General features: G+C 64.2%; 16 protein-coding genes and 1 tRNA gene. 12 read left to right on the top strand and 5 right to left on the bottom strand.

Annotation, left to right across the window (positions count from 1 at the left end; genetic code table 11):
* Positions 1-10: 10 nt before the first annotated feature.
* A complete protein-coding gene (locus tag ACTG4K_RS06560) occupies positions 11-352 on the top strand; it encodes a Na+/H+ antiporter subunit G (protein ID WP_439113385.1) in 342 nt (113 codons plus the stop codon).
* Here the strand turns inward: ACTG4K_RS06560 and ACTG4K_RS06555 are convergent.
* Entirely contained in the window at positions 291-968 is a 678-nt protein-coding gene (locus tag ACTG4K_RS06555; protein ID WP_439113384.1) for a TetR family transcriptional regulator, read from the bottom strand. The two genes, ACTG4K_RS06560 and ACTG4K_RS06555, sit on opposite strands and share 62 nt — an antisense overlap.
* A 154-nt stretch (positions 969-1,122) precedes the next feature.
* On the opposite strand from ACTG4K_RS06555, the gene ACTG4K_RS06550 reads away from it, so the two are divergent.
* From ACTG4K_RS06550 to ACTG4K_RS06540, 3 genes are read left to right on the top strand one after another with little or no spacing between them, the layout of a single operon-like run.
* Complete coding sequence (locus tag ACTG4K_RS06550) at positions 1,123-2,376, top strand: efflux RND transporter periplasmic adaptor subunit (RefSeq protein ID WP_439113383.1); 1,254 nt, start codon at positions 1,123-1,125, stop codon at positions 2,374-2,376.
* 12 nt (positions 2,377-2,388) lie between these two features.
* Entirely contained in the window at positions 2,389-5,547 is a 3,159-nt protein-coding gene (locus ACTG4K_RS06545) for an efflux RND transporter permease subunit (protein ID WP_439113382.1), read from the top strand.
* On the top strand, positions 5,537-6,943 hold the full coding sequence (locus ACTG4K_RS06540) for an efflux transporter outer membrane subunit (RefSeq protein ID WP_439113381.1): 1,407 nt from the start codon (positions 5,537-5,539) through the stop codon (positions 6,941-6,943). Before ACTG4K_RS06545 ends, ACTG4K_RS06540 begins: the two co-directional genes overlap by 11 nt.
* Positions 6,944-6,967: 24 nt before the next feature.
* Here ACTG4K_RS06540 and ACTG4K_RS06535 read toward each other — a convergent pair whose 3' ends face one another.
* From ACTG4K_RS06535 to earP, 3 genes are all read right to left on the bottom strand, one after another.
* Positions 6,968-7,852 (bottom strand): TIGR00730 family Rossman fold protein, encoded by an 885-nt coding sequence (locus ACTG4K_RS06535; protein ID WP_439113380.1) that lies wholly within the window; start codon positions 7,850-7,852, stop codon positions 6,968-6,970.
* A 113-nt stretch (positions 7,853-7,965) separates the two neighbouring features.
* Complete coding sequence (efp, locus tag ACTG4K_RS06530) at positions 7,966-8,520, bottom strand: elongation factor P (RefSeq protein ID WP_304830694.1); 555 nt, start codon at positions 8,518-8,520, stop codon at positions 7,966-7,968.
* A gap of 150 nt (positions 8,521-8,670) precedes the next feature.
* Positions 8,671-9,795: an elongation factor P maturation arginine rhamnosyltransferase EarP gene (gene earP, locus ACTG4K_RS06525; RefSeq protein WP_439113379.1), complete on the bottom strand. Its 1,125-nt coding sequence runs from the start codon at positions 9,793-9,795 to the stop codon at positions 8,671-8,673.
* 64 nt (positions 9,796-9,859) lie between these two features.
* On the opposite strand from earP, the gene ACTG4K_RS06520 reads away from it, so the two are divergent.
* The 5 genes from ACTG4K_RS06520 to ACTG4K_RS06500 are packed head-to-tail and all read left to right on the top strand — an operon-like array spanning position 9,860 to position 14,165.
* A complete protein-coding gene (locus ACTG4K_RS06520; protein ID WP_439113378.1) occupies positions 9,860-10,084 on the top strand; it encodes an AbrB/MazE/SpoVT family DNA-binding domain-containing protein in 225 nt (74 codons plus the stop codon).
* Positions 10,081-10,476 (top strand): type II toxin-antitoxin system death-on-curing family toxin, encoded by a 396-nt coding sequence (locus ACTG4K_RS06515; RefSeq protein ID WP_439113377.1) that lies wholly within the window; start codon positions 10,081-10,083, stop codon positions 10,474-10,476. Before ACTG4K_RS06520 ends, ACTG4K_RS06515 begins: the two co-directional genes overlap by 4 nt.
* 7 nt (positions 10,477-10,483) lie before the next feature.
* A complete protein-coding gene (gene uvrC, locus ACTG4K_RS06510; RefSeq protein WP_439113376.1) occupies positions 10,484-12,586 on the top strand; it encodes an excinuclease ABC subunit UvrC in 2,103 nt (700 codons plus the stop codon).
* A 51-nt stretch (positions 12,587-12,637) separates the two neighbouring features.
* Positions 12,638-13,207, top strand: coding sequence for a CDP-diacylglycerol--glycerol-3-phosphate 3-phosphatidyltransferase (gene pgsA / locus ACTG4K_RS06505; protein WP_439113375.1), 570 nt, complete (start codon positions 12,638-12,640; stop codon positions 13,205-13,207).
* Between the two features lie 40 nt (positions 13,208-13,247).
* Positions 13,248-14,165: a DMT family transporter gene (locus tag ACTG4K_RS06500; protein WP_439113374.1), complete on the top strand. Its 918-nt coding sequence runs from the start codon at positions 13,248-13,250 to the stop codon at positions 14,163-14,165.
* Here ACTG4K_RS06500 and ACTG4K_RS06495 read toward each other — a convergent pair.
* On the bottom strand, positions 14,131-15,093 hold the full coding sequence (locus tag ACTG4K_RS06495; RefSeq protein WP_439113373.1) for a LysR substrate-binding domain-containing protein: 963 nt from the start codon (positions 15,091-15,093) through the stop codon (positions 14,131-14,133). The two genes, ACTG4K_RS06500 and ACTG4K_RS06495, sit on opposite strands and share 35 nt — an antisense overlap.
* Before the next feature lie 118 nt (positions 15,094-15,211).
* Between ACTG4K_RS06495 and ACTG4K_RS06490 the strand changes: the two genes are divergently transcribed.
* The 3 genes from ACTG4K_RS06490 (at position 15,212) to ACTG4K_RS06480 (ending at position 16,946) form a co-directional block, all read left to right on the top strand.
* Entirely contained in the window at positions 15,212-16,306 is a 1,095-nt protein-coding gene (locus tag ACTG4K_RS06490) for a tartrate dehydrogenase (protein WP_439113372.1), read from the top strand.
* Between the two features lie 269 nt (positions 16,307-16,575).
* The gene (locus ACTG4K_RS06485) at positions 16,576-16,848 is read left to right on the top strand and encodes an HU family DNA-binding protein (protein ID WP_077330314.1); all 273 of its coding nucleotides are present in this window, start codon (positions 16,576-16,578) and stop codon (positions 16,846-16,848) included.
* 22 nt (positions 16,849-16,870) lie between these two features.
* A tRNA-Val gene (locus tag ACTG4K_RS06480) sits at positions 16,871-16,946 on the top strand.
* Positions 16,947-16,955 lie beyond the last annotated feature (9 nt).

Raw genomic sequence — 16,955 nt, 5'->3', positions numbered from 1 at the left:
AGGAGTGAACATGCATCCCCTGATCGAATGGTCCGCTGCCGCGCTGATTGTTGTCTCCGCGTTTTTCCTGCTGGTCGGCGCCATTGGCCTGGCCCGATTGCCCGACTTTTTCATGCGTTTGCATGCGCCTACCAAAGCATCCACGCTGGGTGTGGGGGGTGTGCTGATCGCCTCCATGATCATGGCCTTCAGCCAGGGTCGTCCCGGCATTGCCGAGCTGTTGATCACGCTGTTTGTGTTCGTTACGGCGCCGGTGTCGGCCAACCTCATGGCCCAGGCGGCGCTGCACCTTAAGCTGGCGTCGCGAGCGCAGGTGCCGGAAGGCGCTGTGCCTGAGCGCCGTCCAGGCTGAAACCCAGCCCCCGCAGGTAGGTGTCGATAGCCTGCTGACCACAGGCCACCAAGTCAAAGGCCTGCGGGTCCAGCAGCCAGTTCTGGATCAGTCCATCCACCAGCACATGCAGCCCCAGCGCTGCGCTGTGCAGCGGCACGGGCAGCACCAGACGGGCTTGAAGGCAGGCCTGTTCCAGGGCTTGCTGGGTCATGGCCATGCAGGTGTTGCGCACCAGCAGGTGGCGGTTGCGCACCGCTTGCATCTCCGCCACGTATTCCACTTTGTGCGTGGCGACCTCAAAGACCCGCCGTGTTTGCTCGTCGTGGGCGGTTTTTTCGAGTGCGTTCACCAGCGAATTGCGCAGAGCGCCCAGCGAGTTGGGCTGCGCCTGGTGGGACCGTGCGCTGCAGGCCAGGGTTTCTTCGATCGGCAGCGACACGCGTTCCATCATGGCGTTGAACAGATCGGCCTTGTCCTTGAAGTGCCAGTAGATGGCGCCCCGCGTGGTGCCTGCGGCGGTGGCGATGTCGTTGAGCGACGTGCGCGAGACCCCCTGAGCCTGAAACAGGTGCTCGGCGGCATCCAGCAGGCTGCTGCGCGTGGCCTGCGCGTCGGCTTTGGTGCGGCGAACCATGGTCTATCTCCTGTGTGGGCATCGGGTGAACAGCGTGAACTATACATACATTCAAGGATGTATGTATACTGCGCAGCTTCGCGTTTTGTGAAACATGGTTTCCCCTCGTTGCCCACAGCGTGCACCCCCCCATTTTGTCCGTCCAAGGAATCCCATGTCCGCCTTGAGCCCCATTGCGTCGGCCGCCGACGCGCCTTCCGTTTCAACCGTGCGCGCAGGCGCACATTCCCTGTGGCGTCTTTCTGCGGTTGCGGTGGTGGCGTTAACACTGCTGGCTGCATGCGGCAAAAGCGCACCGCCGGCGGGTCCGGGCGCACCCGGGGGCGGTATGCCGACGGCCGAGGTGGGTGTGGTGACCGTGTCCCCCGGCGACGTGGGACTGGTGACCGAGCTGCCCGGCCGACTGGAGGCCTCGCGCGTGGCGCAGGTGCGTGCACGGGCGGCGGGCATTTTGCAGCAGCGGCTGTTCCGTGAAGGCAGCGACGTGAAGGCGGGTCAGTCGCTGTTTCGCATCGACGCTGCTCCTTACCAGGCCACGCTGCAAAGCGCCCAGGCCAGCCAGGCGCGGGCACAGGCCAACCTGGCCCAGGCCACAGCCCTGGCCGAGCGCTACAAGCCGTTGGTGGCTGAAAACGCCATCAGCCAGCAGGAATATGCCAACGCAGTGGCGGCCCAAAAAGCGGCTGAAGCCGATGTGGCGGTGGCCAAAGCTGCCGTGCAGACGGCCAGCATCAACGTGAACTACGCCAACGTAACTGCGCCCATTTCGGGGCGCATTGGCCGGGCGCTGGTGACCGAAGGCGCACTGGTGGGGCAGGGCGAAGCCACGCAACTCGCCGTGATCCAGCAGGTGGACCCGATGTACGTCAACTTCACCCAGTCGGCGGCCGAGGCCATGAAGTTCAAGCGCGCGCTGGAAAGTGGTCAGCTCAAAGGCGCAGGCGCCGGTGCAGCCCGTGTCAAGGTGGTGCTGGACGACGGCAGCGAATACGCTCGCCCGGGCCGCTTGCTGTTTTCCGACCTGACCGTGGACGCCACCACTGGCCAGGTGACGTTGCGCGCCGAGGTGCCCAACCCCACGGGCACGCTGTTGCCTGGCTTGTATGTGCGCGTGCGCCTGGAGCAGGCCACGGCCGGCAATGCGCTCACCCTGCCGCAGCAGACGGTCACGCGGTCGGCCCAGGGCGACTCGGTGATGGTGGTGGGTGCTGATGGCCAGGTCAGCCCGCGCTCGGTAAAGGTGGGTGGCCAGCAGGGCGGCCAGTGGGTCGTTCTGGACGGTCTTCAAGCCGGCGAGCAGGTGATGGTGGACGGCTTCCAGAAGCTGCGTGGTGGCGCTCCGGTGAAAGCCGTTCCTTGGGTGGCACCCGGCAGTGCGGCAGCGCCTGTGGCCAAGCCAGCCCCATAAGGAGCGCCCGGTATGGCCAAATTCTTTATTGACCGACCCATCTTTGCATGGGTGATCGCACTCTTCATCATGGTGCTGGGCGCGGTGTCCATCACGCAGCTGCCCATTGCGCAATACCCGCCGGTGGCACCGCCCGCCATCGTTATCAACGCGTCCTACCCAGGCGCTTCGGCCAAAACGCTGGAAGACAGCGTGTTGTCCGTGATCGAGCAGGAAATGAATGGCTCGCCGGGCCTGATCTACATGGAAGCCGTGGCCCAGGCCAACGGCACCGGTGCGATCACGCTGAGTTTTGAGCCTGGCACCAATGCCGACCTGGCGCAGGTGGATGTGCAAAACCGCCTGTCACGCGCCACACCGCGCCTGCCTTCGGCGGTGACGCAGCAGGGCGTGCGGGTGGACAAGGCGCGCAGCAACTTCTTGCTGTTCGCTATTTTGTCCAGTGACGACCCGGCCTGGGACCCCGTGGCCCTGGGCGATTACGCCTCGCGCAGCGTGCTGCCCGAGCTGCAGCGCCTGCCCGGCGTGGGCCAGGCCCAGCTGTTTGGCACCGAGCGCGCCATGCGCATCTGGATCGACCCCACCAAGCTGCTCGGTTTCAACCTGAGCGCGGCCGACGTGACCAACGCCATCCGTGCGCAAAACGCGCAGGTGTCGGCGGGTGAAATCGGGGCACTGCCCAACGTCGCGGGGCAGGGCATTGCGGCCACCGTGGTGGTCAACGGTCAGCTGGGCACGGTGGAGCAGTTTGGCAACGTGGTGCTGCGCGCCAACGCCGACGGTTCACAGGTGCGGCTGAAAGACGTGGCCCGTATCGAACTGGGTGCGCAGGCTTACGCTACCTCGGCCCGCCTCAATGGCAAACCGTCCACCGGTATCGGCGTGCAGCTGTCTCCCAGCGGCAACGCGCTGGCCACGGCCGATGCGGTGCGCGCCAAGATGACCGAGCTGGAGCGCTTCTTTCCTCAGGGCATGAGCTGGGCGATTCCGTACGACAGTTCGCGGTTTGTGAAGATTTCCATCGAAAAGGTGGTGGTCACGCTGGCCGAAGCCGTGCTGCTGGTGTTCCTGGTGATGTTCCTTTTCTTGCAGAACTTCCGGTACACCATCATTCCCACCATCGTGGTACCGGTGGCCTTGTTGGGCACGTTCGCGGTGCTGCTCGCGCTGGGTTTTTCCATCAACGTGCTGACCATGTTTGGCATGGTGCTGGTGATCGGCATTGTGGTGGACGACGCCATTGTGGTGGTGGAAAACGTCGAGCGCATCATGAGCGAGGAGGGCTTGCCACCGGTGCAGGCCACGCGCAAAGCCATGGGTCAGATCTCGGGCGCCATCATTGGCGTCACCGTGGTGCTGATTTCGGTGTTTGTACCGCTGGCGTTTTTCAGTGGCTCGGTGGGCAACATCTACCGCCAGTTCGCCACCGTCATGGGCGTGTCCATTGCGTTCTCGGCCTTCATGGCACTGTCGCTCACGCCGGCCCTGTGCGCCACCTTGCTGAAGCCGGTGCAAGCCGGCCACCACCACGAGAAAAAGGGTTTTTTTGGCTGGTTCAACCGCGCCTTCGCGCGCACCGCCAAAGGCTATGAAGGTGGCGTGGCCAAGCTGCTGCCCCGCGCGGGCCGCACCCTGGTCATTTATCTGGCCATCGTGGCCGCCGCCGTGGTGGTCTACATGCGCCTGCCCACCTCGTTTCTGCCGGGTGAAGACCAGGGCACGATGCTGGTGAACGTGCAGCTGCCACCGGGTGCCACCCGCGAGCGTACGCTGGACGTGATGCAGCAGGTGGAAGGCTTCATGCTCAAGCAGCCCGAGGTGCAGAGCATGGTCAGCGTGCTGGGCTTCAGCTTCTCGGGCCAGGGCCAAAACGCTGCGCTGGCTTTCGTCACGCTGAAAGACTGGTCCGAGCGCACCGGCCCGGGCAGTTCGGCGCAGGCGCTGGCAGGCCGCGCCTTTGGTGGCCTGGCCGGTATCCGCGACGCGTTCATCTTCCCGCTCAGTCCGCCGCCCATCCCCGAGCTGGGTTCGTCGTCGGGTTTCAGCTTCCGGCTGCAAGACCGCGCCGGCCTGGGGCGCGAAGCGCTGGTGGCTGCGCGCGGCCAGTTGCTGGGCTTGGCGTCGCAAAGCAAGGTGCTGGCCCAGGTGCGCCCCGAAGGCCTGGAAGACGCGCCGCAGTTGCAGCTGGACATTGACCGCGACAAGGCCAATGCACTCGGTGTGGGTTTTGACGCCATCAGCGGCGCCATCGGTACGTCGCTCGGGTCGAGTTATGTGAATGACTTTCCCAACGCCGGGCGCCTGCAGCGCGTGGTGGTGCAAGCCGACGCGCCTGCCCGCATGCAACCCGACGACCTGCTGCGCCTGACGGTGCTGAACAACCGGGGCCAGGCCGTTCCCCTGTCGGCCTTTGCCACCACCCGCTGGGTGACGGGCCCCATGCAGACCGTGCGCTACAACGGCTACCCGTCCATGCGCATCAGCGGTAGCGCCGCCCCCGGGTTCAGCACCGGTGCAGCCATTGCCGAAATGGAAAAGCTGGCGGCCCAGTTGCCGCAGGGTTTTGGCTACGAATGGACCGGTCAGTCGCGCGAAGAAAAGCTGGCGGGTTCGCAGGCCATCGTCCTGTATGCGTTCGCGATTCTGGCGGTGTTCCTGTGCCTCGCAGCGCTGTACGAGAGCTGGACGATACCGCTCGCGGTCATTCTGGTGGTGCCGCTGGGCGTGCTGGGTGTGCTGCTGGCCACGCTGCTGCGCGGTTATTCGAACGACGTGTATTTCCGGGTCGGGCTGATCACCATCATCGGGTTGTCGGCCAAAAACGCGATTCTGATCATCGAGTTCGCCAAAGACCTGCAAGCCCAGGGCAAGGGCGTAGTGGAAGCGGCGCTGGCTGCGGCCCACTTGCGCTTTCGCCCGATCGTCATGACCTCGATGGCGTTCACGCTGGGCGTGTTGCCGCTGGCGCTGGCCAGTGGCGCGGGTTCGGCCAGCCAGCGCGCCATTGGCACCGGGGTGATCGGCGGCATGCTGACCGGCACCGTGCTGGCCGTGGTGTTTGTGCCCATCTTTTTCGTGGTGGTGCGAACCCTCTTCAAAGACAGCGAGCGGCAGCACCGCGTGCACGCTGAACAAGCTGCCCACATGGGAGTGCATAGCGATGACCGATAACAAAAATCTGAACCTCCCCCGCCCGTTGGGCGCATGGGCGATGCTGGTGGCCGCGGCCGTGCTGGCAGGTTGCTCCATGATGCCGGTCTACGAGCGGCCGGCCGCGCCGTTACCCGCCGACTGGCCCGGTGCCGCCGATGGCGCAGCACCTGCAAGCCCGCTGGCGTGGGCCGACTTCGTGGCCGATGTCCGCCTGCGCGAGCTGGTGGCGCTGGCACTGCAAAACAACCGCGACCTGCGCGTGGCCACGCTCAACATCGAGCAGGTGCGCGCCCAGTACCAGATTCGCCAGGCCGACCAGCTGCCCAACCTCAACCTGGCCGCCAGTGGCAACCGCCAGCCGGCCAGCGGTGGCGGCATCAACAGCAGCTACCAGGTGGGCCTGGCCATGAGCAGCTGGGAGATCGACTTTTTTGGCCGCATCGCCAGCCTGAAAGAAGCGGCGCTGGCGCAGTACCTCGCCAGCGAAGCCGCTCGCGATGCGGCCCAAACCAGCCTGGTGGCCGCGGTGGCCAGCACCTGGCTCAGCCTGCAGGCCAACGACGAACTGCTGGGCCTGACCCAACGCACGCTGGCCACCCGCCGCGACTCGTTGCGGCTGACCCGCCTGCGCTTTGACAACGGCGCCGCGTCAGCGCTGGACCTGCGCCAAGCCGAGTCGCTCACCGCCGCCGCCGAAGCGGCGCTGGCCCAGCAGACCCGCCAGCGCGCGCTCGACCTGAACGCGTTGACGTTGTTGGCGGGGCAAGCGCTGCCCGTAGCGCTGGTGGCAGCCGCCGCAGGTGACGTGACCACCCAGCCGCTGTTTCGCAGCGTGCCGGCAGGCCTACCGTCCGATCTGCTCACCCGCCGGGCCGACATTCGCCAGGCCGAGCAGCAACTGGTGGCAGCCAATGCCAGCATTGGCGCGGCCCGCGCGGCGTTTTTCCCGCGCATCGCGCTCACCGCCAGCGTGGGCACGGTCAGTGGCGATCTCTCAGGCCTGTTCAAAGACGGCTCTTGGGGTTTCACCTTGTCGCCGCAGGCGTTGCTGCCAATCTTTGATGCCGGGCGCAACCAGGCGGGCCTGGAAGGCGCGCAAGCTGCCCGTGCCGTGGCGGTGGCGCAGTATGAAAAAGCCATTCAGAGCGCGTTCCGCGAAGTGGCCGACGCGCTGGCTGGCCGAGCCACCCTGGGCGAGCAACTGCGCGCCCAGCAAGCCCAGGCCCACGCCGAAGCCGAGCGTTTTCGGCTGGCCGAGCTGCGTTACCGCAACGGTGTTTCGAGTTTTCTCGATGTGCTGGATGCGCAGCGGTCTTTGTTTGCCACCCAACAGGGCCTGACCCAGACGCGCCTCGCCCAGCAGCAAAACCAGGTGGCGTTGTACAAGGCGCTGGGCGGTGGCTGGAGCGACTGAGAGATCTGGCGCAGGGTTGCGGTGTCAGACCTGGGGCAGATCGTAGAACTTCATGATGTGTTCCCAGGCCAGATGCGGGTCGTCCAGAAACACAAACAGCTTCAGGTCTTCCTCCGAAATCGTGCCTTCTTCAACCAGCAGGTCCAGGTTGATCAAGCGCCTCCAGTAGTCGGTGCCAAACAGCACGATGGGCACTGGCTTGGCTTTCTTGCACTGCACCAGGGTGATCACCTCAAACAGTTCGTCCAGCGTGCCGAAGCCGCCGGGGAAGGCCACCAGCGCCTTCGCCCGCATCATGAAATGCATTTTGCGCAGCGCAAAGTAGTGAAACTTGAAGCTCAGCTCGGGTGAGATGTACGGGTTTGCCGACTGCTCGTGGGGCAGGGCGATGTTCAGGCCCACATTCAGCGCTCCCTCGTCGTGCGCGCCGCGGTTGGCTGCTTCCATGATGCCTGGGCCACCGCCCGTGCAGATGAACAGCCGGTCTTCGGGCACGCCCGCTTGCTCGCAACGGGCGCTGTAGCGCGCCACGGTGCGGGCAAATTCCCGCGCCTGGTCGTAGTAAGGCGCATTGCGCAACAGCTTCTTTGCACGGTCAATGGCCAGGACATCGCCCGAAGCCTCCGCCTGGTCCAGCAAGGCTTGTGCTTCGCTGGTTTCTCGAAATCGGGCGCTGCCAAACACCACAATCGTGTTCTCAATGCCCAGGTCTTGCTGAGCCAGGTCGGGCTTGAGCATTTCCAGCTGAAAGCGCAGACCGCGTGTTTCGCGGCGCAGCAAAAACTCAGGGTCGGCGAAGGCCAGGCGGTAGGCGTCGGGCTGCAACTGCGTGCCGTTGTTGGCCTGCGCTTGCAGTTCGGCCCAGGCATCGGCCAAGCGGCGTTCGGTCAGGTGTTGGGTGTTTTCCATGGATGGGTCCTTGTGGGTTCTAGGCAGCTGTACCTGCTGAATCGGTGGCGAAAAAATGCAAAAAGGCTCCCAAGGGAGCCTTTTTAACCGACGGCAGCAAAACTGCGACCGGATCAGACGCGTTTGCGGTATTCGCCCGTGCGGGTGTCGATCTCAATCTTGTCGTCTTGTGCCACAAACAGGGGCACGGCCACTTCAAAACCGGTGGCGATCTTGGCGGGCTTGAGCACCTTGCCGGACGTGTCGCCTTTGACGGCGGGTTCGGTCCAGGTCACCACGCGCTCGACGCTGGTGGGCAGTTCGACCGAGATGGCCTTGCCGTCGTAGAACACCACTTCCACGGTCATGCCGTCTTCCAGGTAGTTCAGTGCGTCACCCATGTTCTCGGCTTCGACTTCGTACTGGTTGTAGTCAGCGTCCATGCACACGTACATGGGGTCGGCGAAATAGGAGTAGGTGCACTCCTTCTTGTCCAGAATGATCTGGTCCATCTTGTCGTCGGCGCGGCACACCACTTCGGTGGCCATGTTGTTCAACAAAGCCTTGAGCTTCAGGCGCACGGTGGCTGCACCGCGGCCGCCGCGGGCGTATTCGGTTTTCAGCACGATCATCGGGTCCTTGCCGTGCATGATGACGTTGCCGGCGCGGAGTTCTTGAGCGATTTTCATAAGGTTTCCAACAGTTGGGCCGCGTGTTCCTTGCGTGGGCAAAAACCCGGGAACTGTGCTGATAGGGGGCGATCTGTGCGGCTAAGCAGATGGCAGTGAGAAAGCGGGCGCCGGGGTATGGCGCTCCATTTTTCTGCAAAGCCTTGAATTTTATCGCTTTTCGGCCACGAATTCGAGCAGCTGGCTGGTGAGGTCGGGCTGCGCCAGCAGCCGAGCGCGCGCAGCCAGCACGCAGGGGCGCCAGCTGCCCACCATGTTCCAGCCCGGCCACACACTGTGCGCCGGGGTGATGCCGTTCCAGATGCGGTGAAACGCGCGCAGCGAATCGGGCGCTTGCAGCCAGTCCAAAAATGCTTCGAGCTTGGCGTGGTGGGCGTCGTCGTGTTGCGGATAAATGTGCCACACCAGCGGTTTGCCGGCCCAGAGGGCGCGCACCAGCGAGTCTTCGCCGCGCACGAAATTCAGGTCGCATGCCCAGAGCAGGTGGTCGTAGTCGCGTTGGGTCAGGCGCGGCAGGTGGTGCACGGCAATGCGCCCGGTGTCCAGGCCTTGGGCCTGGGCCGCGCCCACGGCTTCTGCGGCGCGCCCTGTGGTGACCAGCCAGTCGCTGGGGTGGTCTTGCCCGGCCTGTTGCAGCATTGTTGGCAGGCTGGTGGGTTCGTAGCAAAACAGGCTGGCGCGTGGCCGCTCGGTGCGAACCAGGCCCTGCGCCGCCAGCCAGGCGGCCGCGTTGAAGCGGGTCTGGCGCGCTGCCAGGTCGGCCTCACGCAGCAGGCCGCCGGTGGCCTGGGTGAAGCCCGGGTAGAAAAACCATTGGCCCACGCCGCGCATGGGCCCGCTCGATACCAGCGAGGGCAGGCGGTGCGAGCGCTCCACATACGCTTCGGCGCTCAGGTATTCAAGGTTGATCCACACCGGCGCCGAGCCGCCTGCCGCGATGGCGCCAGCCCGGTGCGCCTGGGCTTCGGGCGGCGGGCGGCAGCCGAAGGTTTCCAACCAGACGTCGGCCGGCACGAGGTGAGTCAGCAAGTCGGGCGCCAGTGGCTCGGTCCAGTGCAACACCCGAACGCCGTCGATGCGGCCTTCCAGTGCACCCGGGGCCATCCAGTGCAGGGCGTCTGGCGCATCGATCCACAACCGCACGGTCTGCCCGCGCGCGGCCAGGTCGGCGCACAGGCGCCAGCTCACGCCGATGTCGCCCAGGTTGTCCACAACATGGCAAAAAACGTCCCAGGTGAGAGGGCGCGCAAGGTGTGAGGCGGTGGGGGCGGGCATGGCGTTGCGGAGCAGGGTGGATGCCGCTAATATAACAACCGTTACAACGCACCGAGGCGCCACCATGACGACACTCAAACTGACACAAATCGGCAATTCCGTGGGCCTGATCTTGCCCAAGGAATTGCTGGCGCGGCTCAAGCTCGAGAAGGGCGACACGGTGTTTGTGACCGAAGCGGCCCATGGGGTCAACCTGTCGCCGTACAACCCGTCGCTCGAGGAGGAGCTGGCGTTGGGGCGTGAGTTCATGCACGACTACCGCGACACCTTTCATCAACTGGCCAAATGATCGGACACTGGCGGTTCGTCAGCCGCAAGGCGCTGGAGTTGTTGCACGACGAAAGTCTTGCCGAGCACGGTGGTCGTCCTGGTTTGCGAGACGAGGGTCTGTTGGAGGTCACATTGGCCCGACCCCACCAGCTGATTGCTGACGGCGATCCGGACCTGGCAGCGCTGGCGGCGGCTTACGGATTCGGCCTGGTTCGCAACCATGCCTTTGTGAATGGCAACAAGCGGGTAGCCTTTCTGGTCACCGGTTTGTTTGTTGCGCTCAATGGGCAACGCCTGGTCACAGGCCAGGCCGACGCCACGCTGACCATGTTCGGCCTCGCCTCCGGTGACTTGTCCGAAGACGACTTTGCCCAATGGCTGCGCGAACGCCTGCAGCCACGCCCTAACTGAACACCGCATGACAGAAGATACAACGCCCGCCGCACCCGACGCGGCCCCGGGCCACGCCCCATCGCCGCACAGCGACGCACTGTTGGCCGAAGTGGCTGCCTTGCCGGGCTTGCCCGGCGTTTACCGCTATTTCGACGCGCATGGCCAGCTGCTCTATGTGGGCAAGGCGCGCAACCTGAAAAAGCGCGTCAGCAGCTACTTTCAGAAAAACCACGACGGCACGCGCATTGGCCACATGGTGGGCAAGATCGTGCGCATGGAAACCACCGTGGTGCGCTCCGAGGCCGAAGCGCTGCTGCTGGAAAACAACCTCATCAAGACGCTGGCGCCGAAGTTCAACATCCTGTTTCGGGACGACAAGAGCTACCCCTATTTGAAGATCACCGGAACCCGCGAAACTTTTCGTACCGCCGGGCGGTTGCCGGTGCCCTCGCTGGCGTTCCCGCGCATGGCGTACTACCGCGGCGTGGTGGACAAGCGCCACAGCTATTACGGGCCGTACCCCAGCGCCTGGGCGGTGAAGGAGTCCATCACGCTGCTGCAAAAGGTGTTTCGTCTGCGCACCTGCGAAGACACGGTGTTTGCCAACCGAACGCGCCCGTGTTTGCTGTACCAGATCAAGCGCTGCACCGGCCCGTGTGTGGACCTGATCGACATGGAAGCCTATGGCCGCGACGTGAGCGACGCTGAACGCTTTTTGCGGGGCGAAACCCAGGCCGTGCTGGACGCGCTGGAGCAACGCATGATGGCGCACGCCGAGAAGCTGGAATTTGAGCAGGCGGCCGAGATTCGCAACCAGATGGCGGCCTTGTCGCGCGTGTTGCACCAGCAGGCGGTGGACAACGTGTCGGACAAGGACGTGGACGTGCTCGCCGTGAGGGTGCAGGGCGGGCGCGCCTGTGTGAACCTGGCCATGATCCGCGGCGGGCGCCACCTTGGCGACCGGCCGTATTTCCCGACCCATGTGGAAGACGCGACGCACATTCAGCGCCTCATGTCGGACGACGCATCGGACACCGACAGCGCCATGGACACCCCCGAGCGCGTCGCCGTGCAGGTGCTGGAAGCCTTCATTGCCCAGCACTACCTGGGCACGGCCATGCCGCACATTCTGGTGACCAGCCACCCGGTGGGCAAGCCATTGCTGGACGCGCTGACCGAACAAACCGGCGCCAAGATCAACGCCGTGCACCAGCCGCGCGAACACCGCCGCATCTGGCTCGACATGGCGCAAACCAACGCCGACATTGCCCTGGCCCGTTTGCTGGCCGAAGAGGGCTCCCAGCAAGCCCGCACCCGCGCGCTGGCCGAAGCGCTGGGCCTGCCCGACGACGACCTGGGCGCGCTGCGCATTGAGTGTTTTGATATTTCGCACACGGCGGGCGAGTCCACTCAGGCATCTTGTGTCGTGTTTGAAGACCACAAGATGCAAAACAGCCAGTACCGGCGCTACAAGATCGAAGGCATCACCGGCGGTGACGACTACGCCGCTATGCGCCAGGTGCTGCTGCGCCGCTACGGCAAGATCGCCGAGGCCCTGCGTGAAGAGGCTGCTACTGCCGAGGGGCCTATCAGCGCGCCCGTGCACACCGAAGCCCTGGCTGACAAGGATGAACCTGCAGCGCCACCCGATGCGCAAACCGGCCTGCCCGCCGGCCCGCGCATGCCCGACTTGGTGCTGATCGACGGCGGCAAAGGCCAAGTGAGCATGGCGCGCGAGGTGTTCCAGCAACTGGGCCTGGACGTGTCGCTCATCGTCGGCGTGGAAAAAGGCGAGGGCCGCAAGGTGGGGCTGGAAGAACTGGTGTTTGCCGACGGTCGCGAGAAGGTGTACCTAGGCTTTGATTCTGCCGCGCTCATGCTGGTGGCCCAAATTCGCGACGAAGCACACCGGTTTGCCATCACCGGCATGCGCGCCCAGCGCGCCAAGGTGCGCACCGGCGGCAGCAAGCTCGAAGACATTCCCGGCGTGGGCCCCAAGAAGCGTGCCCGCCTGCTGCAGCGCTTTGGTGGTGTGCGCGGCGTGGCGTCCGCCAGCGTGGAAGACTTGTGCACGGTCGAAGGGATTTCCAATGAACTGGCCGACACCATTTACCGTGCACTGCACTGAGGGGCCGAGGATGCAAGGCTTGCGCGCTCAAAGCTCCCCCATAATCACGCCATGTTTTTCAACCTTCCCACCCTGCTGACCTGGGCGCGCATCGTCGCCATACCGCTCATCGTCGGGGTGTTCTACCTGGAAGGGGTGAGCACGGCACAGCAAAACCTGATCGCCACCGTCTTGTTTGTGGTGTTTGCCGCCACCGACTGGGCCGACGGCTACCTGGCCCGCAAGCTCAACCAGACCTCGGCCTTTGGCGCTTTTCTGGACCCTGTGGCCGACAAATTTCTGGTGTGCGCCAGCCTGTTGGTGCTGGTGCACTTGGACCGCGCCGACGTGTTCGTGGCCCTCATCATCATTGGCCGTGAAATCGCCATTTCGTCGCTGCGCGAGTGGATGGCCATCATCGGCGCCACCAAGAGCGTGGCGGTGCACATGGTGGGCAAGCTCAAGACGGCGGTGCAGATGACCGCCATTCCGTTCCTGCTGTTTGACGGCTTCCTGCTCGGCCTGATCAACACCCATGTGTGGGGCACCTGGCTGATCTGGATTTCGGCCGTGTTGACCGTCTGGTCCATGGTGTATTACCTGCAAAAAGCCTTGCCTGAGATCCGTGCCCGGTCGCGCTGATGCGCCGCCCCCGGCTTGGCTGCGCTTCACCGCTCCAAACATGACTGTTCCCGTTAAAGACAACGCGTGGCTGCGCGCCATGCCCTGGGTGTTCGTGCTGATCTGGAGCACCGGCTTCATCGTCGCTCGCTACGGCATGCCACATGCGCCACCCATGAAATTTCTGGCGGTGCGCTATGCGCTGTCCATCCTGTGTTTCTTGCCCTGGATCTGGTTCTCGGGTGTGAAGTGGCCTGCGAACCGCACGCAGTGGTTGCACCTGGCCGTGACCGGCGTGCTCATGCACGCCGGCTACTTGGGTGGTGTCTGGGCGGCGGTCAAGGCGGGCATGGGTTCGGGGCTGTCGGCCCTCATCGTCGGCATCCAGCCGGTGCTCACCGCCATTTGGCTGTCTGGCACCGGTTCCAAGGTGTCGCGTCGCCAGTGGCTGGGTTTGCTGCTGGGCTTTGCGGGCCTGGTGCTGGTGGTATCGCGCAAGTTTGGCGCAGGCGGTCCGGGTGACCAGGCCAACTGGCTCAACCTGTCGTTCGCTGTCATGGCTTTGTTTGCCATCACCGTGGGCACGCTGTACCAAAAACGCTTTGTGACCTCCTGCGACGTGCGCACCGCCAATGCCGTGCAGTTGCTCGCGGCGCTGCTCGTGACCCTGCCGCTGGCGCTGCTGGAACTGGAGGCCATGCGCTGGGTGGACACCTCCGCTGGCCTGAACTGGGAATTGACCGGCGCCATGGCCTGGTCGGTGCTGGGGTTGACGCTGGGTGGCAGCTCTTTGCTTTACATGCTGATCCAGCGCGGTGCGGCAGCCTCGGTGACGAGCCTGATGTATCTGGTGCCTCCTTGCACCGCAATGATTGCTTGGGGCCTGTTTGACGAGCCCATCACCGCCGTCACGGTCGCGGGCATTGCCCTCACGGCTTTTGGTGTCAGCCTGGTGGTGCGGCCGGCCAAACCGGCTTGAGCTTCCATGGCTCGTGGCTGAAGCTTTCGGCCAAAAATTCCACCAGCAGTCTGATGCGCCGCGGCACCTGTGCGCGGTAAGGTGCGAGCCAATGAATGTCGGCGCCGGGCATGGCGTAGGCGGGTAACACCCGGACCAGCGCCCCACTTTGCAACTGCGGCGCAATGTCCCACAGGCTGCGCAGCATGATGCCGTGGCCTGCCAGGCACCAGTCGCGTACCATTTCACCCGAATTGCTCGACAACGGTCCGCGCACCAGCGTGTGCTGTACCACGGCCTCGCCCTCGCCCTCGCATTGCAGCCGCCAGTGGTCAAAGCGCTGCCCCGGCCCGTCACCATTTTCGCGCACCACCAGGCAGGCGTGGCCCGTCAGGTCGCGCAGCGCATGGGGTGTCCCGCGGGCGTTCAGGTAGCGGGGTGCGGCCACCAGCACACGCTGGTTGGCCGCAAGCCGACGTGACACCCATTCGGCCGCTCGTTCACCGGGCGCGCTCCACAGCCAGATGGCGCCGTCAAACCCGTCAACCGCGAGATCGGGCAAGTGCTCGGTCAGCTGCAGCTGGATGTCCACCGCGGGATACCTGGACTGGAAATCTGCCAGGGCAGGACCCAGCCACAAGCGCCCAAAGCCAAACGTGGCGGCGAGCCGAATCGGGCCGGCCGGTTCGGTTTGTCGCTCACGCAACTCGGCTGCCACCGCCTCGAAGCGGTGCAGCAACTCGGCTGCGCGCTCGCACAGCGTTTCTCCTTCGGCCGTGGGGCTGACGCGGCGTGTGGTGCGCTGGAACAGGCGCACGCCAAGTTGCGCTTCCAGCGCGGCTAGGCGTTTGGTCACGGCCGAGGGGGCCACTTGCAACACCTTGGCCGCAGCGGCCAGGCTGCCTTGTCGGCGCACGGCGATCACCAATTCGAGGTCAGGGCGGTCCAATTGTTTCCCCATTAGAACGAATCAATTCCCATATTATTGCTCGGGGGCGGATTAAGCTCAGTCACACCGCGCCGCCAGCTTCTTGCTGGCTTCACACCTTGACCGTGAGGACACCACCATGAACACTCCGCACCGCATTGCAGTCATCGCCGGCGACGGTATTGGCACCGAAGTCATGCCCGAAGGCCTTCGCGTGCTGGAAGCCGCCGCGTCAAAATTCAATATTCCGCTGCAGTTCGATCATTTTGATTTTTCGAGCTGCGACTACTATGAGAAGCACGGAAAGATGTTGCCCGACGACTGGAAGGCAAAGATCGGCGGACACGACGCCATCTACTTCGGCGCCGTAGGCTGGCCCGACAAGGTGCCTGACCACATCTCGCTCTGGGGCTCGCTGCTGCTGTTTCGGCGCGAATTCGACCAGTACGTCAACATCCGCCCCGCCAAGCTCATGCCCGGCGTGACCGCGCCGGTGGTGCGCCGCGATGGCAGCCCGCGCCAGCCGGGTGAAATCGACATGGTGATCGTGCGCGAGAACACCGAGGGCGAATACTCCAGCATCGGCGGGCGCATGTTCCCCGGCACCGAACGCGAGATTGTGGTGCAGGAAACGGTGATGTCGCGCATTGGTGTGGACCGCGTGTTGCGCTATGCGTTTGAGGTGGCGCGCTCGCGGCCCAAAAAGCACCTGACCAGCGCCACCAAAAGCAACGGTATCGCCATCACCATGCCCTATTGGGACGAGCGCGTGGTTGAGATGGCCAAAGAATACCCGGACGTGACGGTCGACAAGTTCCACATCGACATCCTGACCGCCCACTTTGTTCAGCGCCCCGACTTCTTCGACGTCGTGGTGGGCAGCAACCTGTTTGGCGACATCCTGTCGGACCTGGGCCCCGCCTGCACCGGCACCATTGGCATCGCGCCCAGCGCGAACCTGAACCCGACGCGCAAGTTCCCGTCGCTGTTTGAGCCGGTGCACGGCTCGGCGCCCGACATAGCCGGCAAAGGCATTGCCAACCCGATCGGCCAGATCTGGTGCGGCGCCATGATGCTCGATTACCTGGGCTACCGCAGTGCGCACGATGCGGTGATGCTGGCGATTGAATCGGTGTTGCAGCCCGGTTTGGGCGGGCCACGGACGCCCGATTTGGGGGGCACCGCCAGCACGACCGAGGTGGGCCGCGCCATCGCTCAAGCCTTGGTGGTGTGACGGTGCTTGTGGCCAATTTCTCGCCGACCATCAGGTCTGCGGTTCAAATACGTCTAGAATCTCGCCTTTCGTGCTGACATGGGTTTGCATTGCCCAAGGCTTGTTGACAGGGCTCATGGCCCGTGGGTCTAATCACAGAGCGTTTTTTCTCACCTGGGTGCCGTTGCATCGCGGAAAGAACAACCTGGTTAGCGCTTGCGGTCACAGAGCGGGTTGTCGCCAGCCAACTGTCCACACGGATTTTCCATTTATTTCAAGAGGGGCTTTTTGTGAACAAAACAGAACTCGTCGAGCACATCGCCAAGCATGCCGATATTTCCAAGGCTGCTGCCACGCGTGCACTGGACTCCACCATCACCGCGATTCGTACCACGCTGAAAAAAGGCGGTACGGTTTCCCTGGTGGGTTTTGGTTCTTTTGCCGTCACAAAACGTCCCGCGCGCAAGGGTCGCAATCCTCGCACCGGCGAAGAGATTAAAATCAAGGCTGCCAAAGTCCCGAAGTTTCGTCCGGGCAAGGCATTGAAGGACGCGTTGAACTGAAGCGCGTCCCCCGTTTTCGGTGGGGTGCTTAGCTCAGTTGGCAGAGCGGCTCCTTTACACGGAGTAGGTCGGCGGTTCGACCCCGTCAGCACCCACCACACCATCGA

This window comes from Hydrogenophaga sp. (assembly GCF_965657535.1).
GTDB lineage: Bacteria > Pseudomonadota > Gammaproteobacteria > Burkholderiales > Burkholderiaceae_C > Hydrogenophaga.
The sequence above is the reverse complement of the archived record's forward strand: the minus strand, read 5'-3'. Positions and strand labels throughout refer to the sequence as shown.

Coding starts and splice junctions, on each gene's coding strand:
- ACTG4K_RS06560 (WP_439113385.1), top strand. CDS start 11: ATGCATCCCCTGATCGAATGGTCCGCTGCCGCGCTGATTGTTGTCTCC.
- ACTG4K_RS06555 (WP_439113384.1), bottom strand. CDS start 968: ATGGTTCGCCGCACCAAAGCCGACGCGCAGGCCACGCGCAGCAGCCTG.
- ACTG4K_RS06550 (WP_439113383.1), top strand. CDS start 1,123: ATGTCCGCCTTGAGCCCCATTGCGTCGGCCGCCGACGCGCCTTCCGTT.
- ACTG4K_RS06545 (WP_439113382.1), top strand. CDS start 2,389: ATGGCCAAATTCTTTATTGACCGACCCATCTTTGCATGGGTGATCGCA.
- ACTG4K_RS06540 (WP_439113381.1), top strand. CDS start 5,537: ATGACCGATAACAAAAATCTGAACCTCCCCCGCCCGTTGGGCGCATGG.
- ACTG4K_RS06535 (WP_439113380.1), bottom strand. CDS start 7,852: ATGGAAAACACCCAACACCTGACCGAACGCCGCTTGGCCGATGCCTGG.
- efp (WP_304830694.1), bottom strand. CDS start 8,520: ATGAAAATCGCTCAAGAACTCCGCGCCGGCAACGTCATCATGCACGGC.
- earP (WP_439113379.1), bottom strand. CDS start 9,795: ATGCCCGCCCCCACCGCCTCACACCTTGCGCGCCCTCTCACCTGGGAC.
- ACTG4K_RS06520 (WP_439113378.1), top strand. CDS start 9,860: ATGACGACACTCAAACTGACACAAATCGGCAATTCCGTGGGCCTGATC.
- ACTG4K_RS06515 (WP_439113377.1), top strand. CDS start 10,081: ATGATCGGACACTGGCGGTTCGTCAGCCGCAAGGCGCTGGAGTTGTTG.
- uvrC (WP_439113376.1), top strand. CDS start 10,484: ATGACAGAAGATACAACGCCCGCCGCACCCGACGCGGCCCCGGGCCAC.
- pgsA (WP_439113375.1), top strand. CDS start 12,638: ATGTTTTTCAACCTTCCCACCCTGCTGACCTGGGCGCGCATCGTCGCC.
- ACTG4K_RS06500 (WP_439113374.1), top strand. CDS start 13,248: ATGACTGTTCCCGTTAAAGACAACGCGTGGCTGCGCGCCATGCCCTGG.
- ACTG4K_RS06490 (WP_439113372.1), top strand. CDS start 15,212: ATGAACACTCCGCACCGCATTGCAGTCATCGCCGGCGACGGTATTGGC.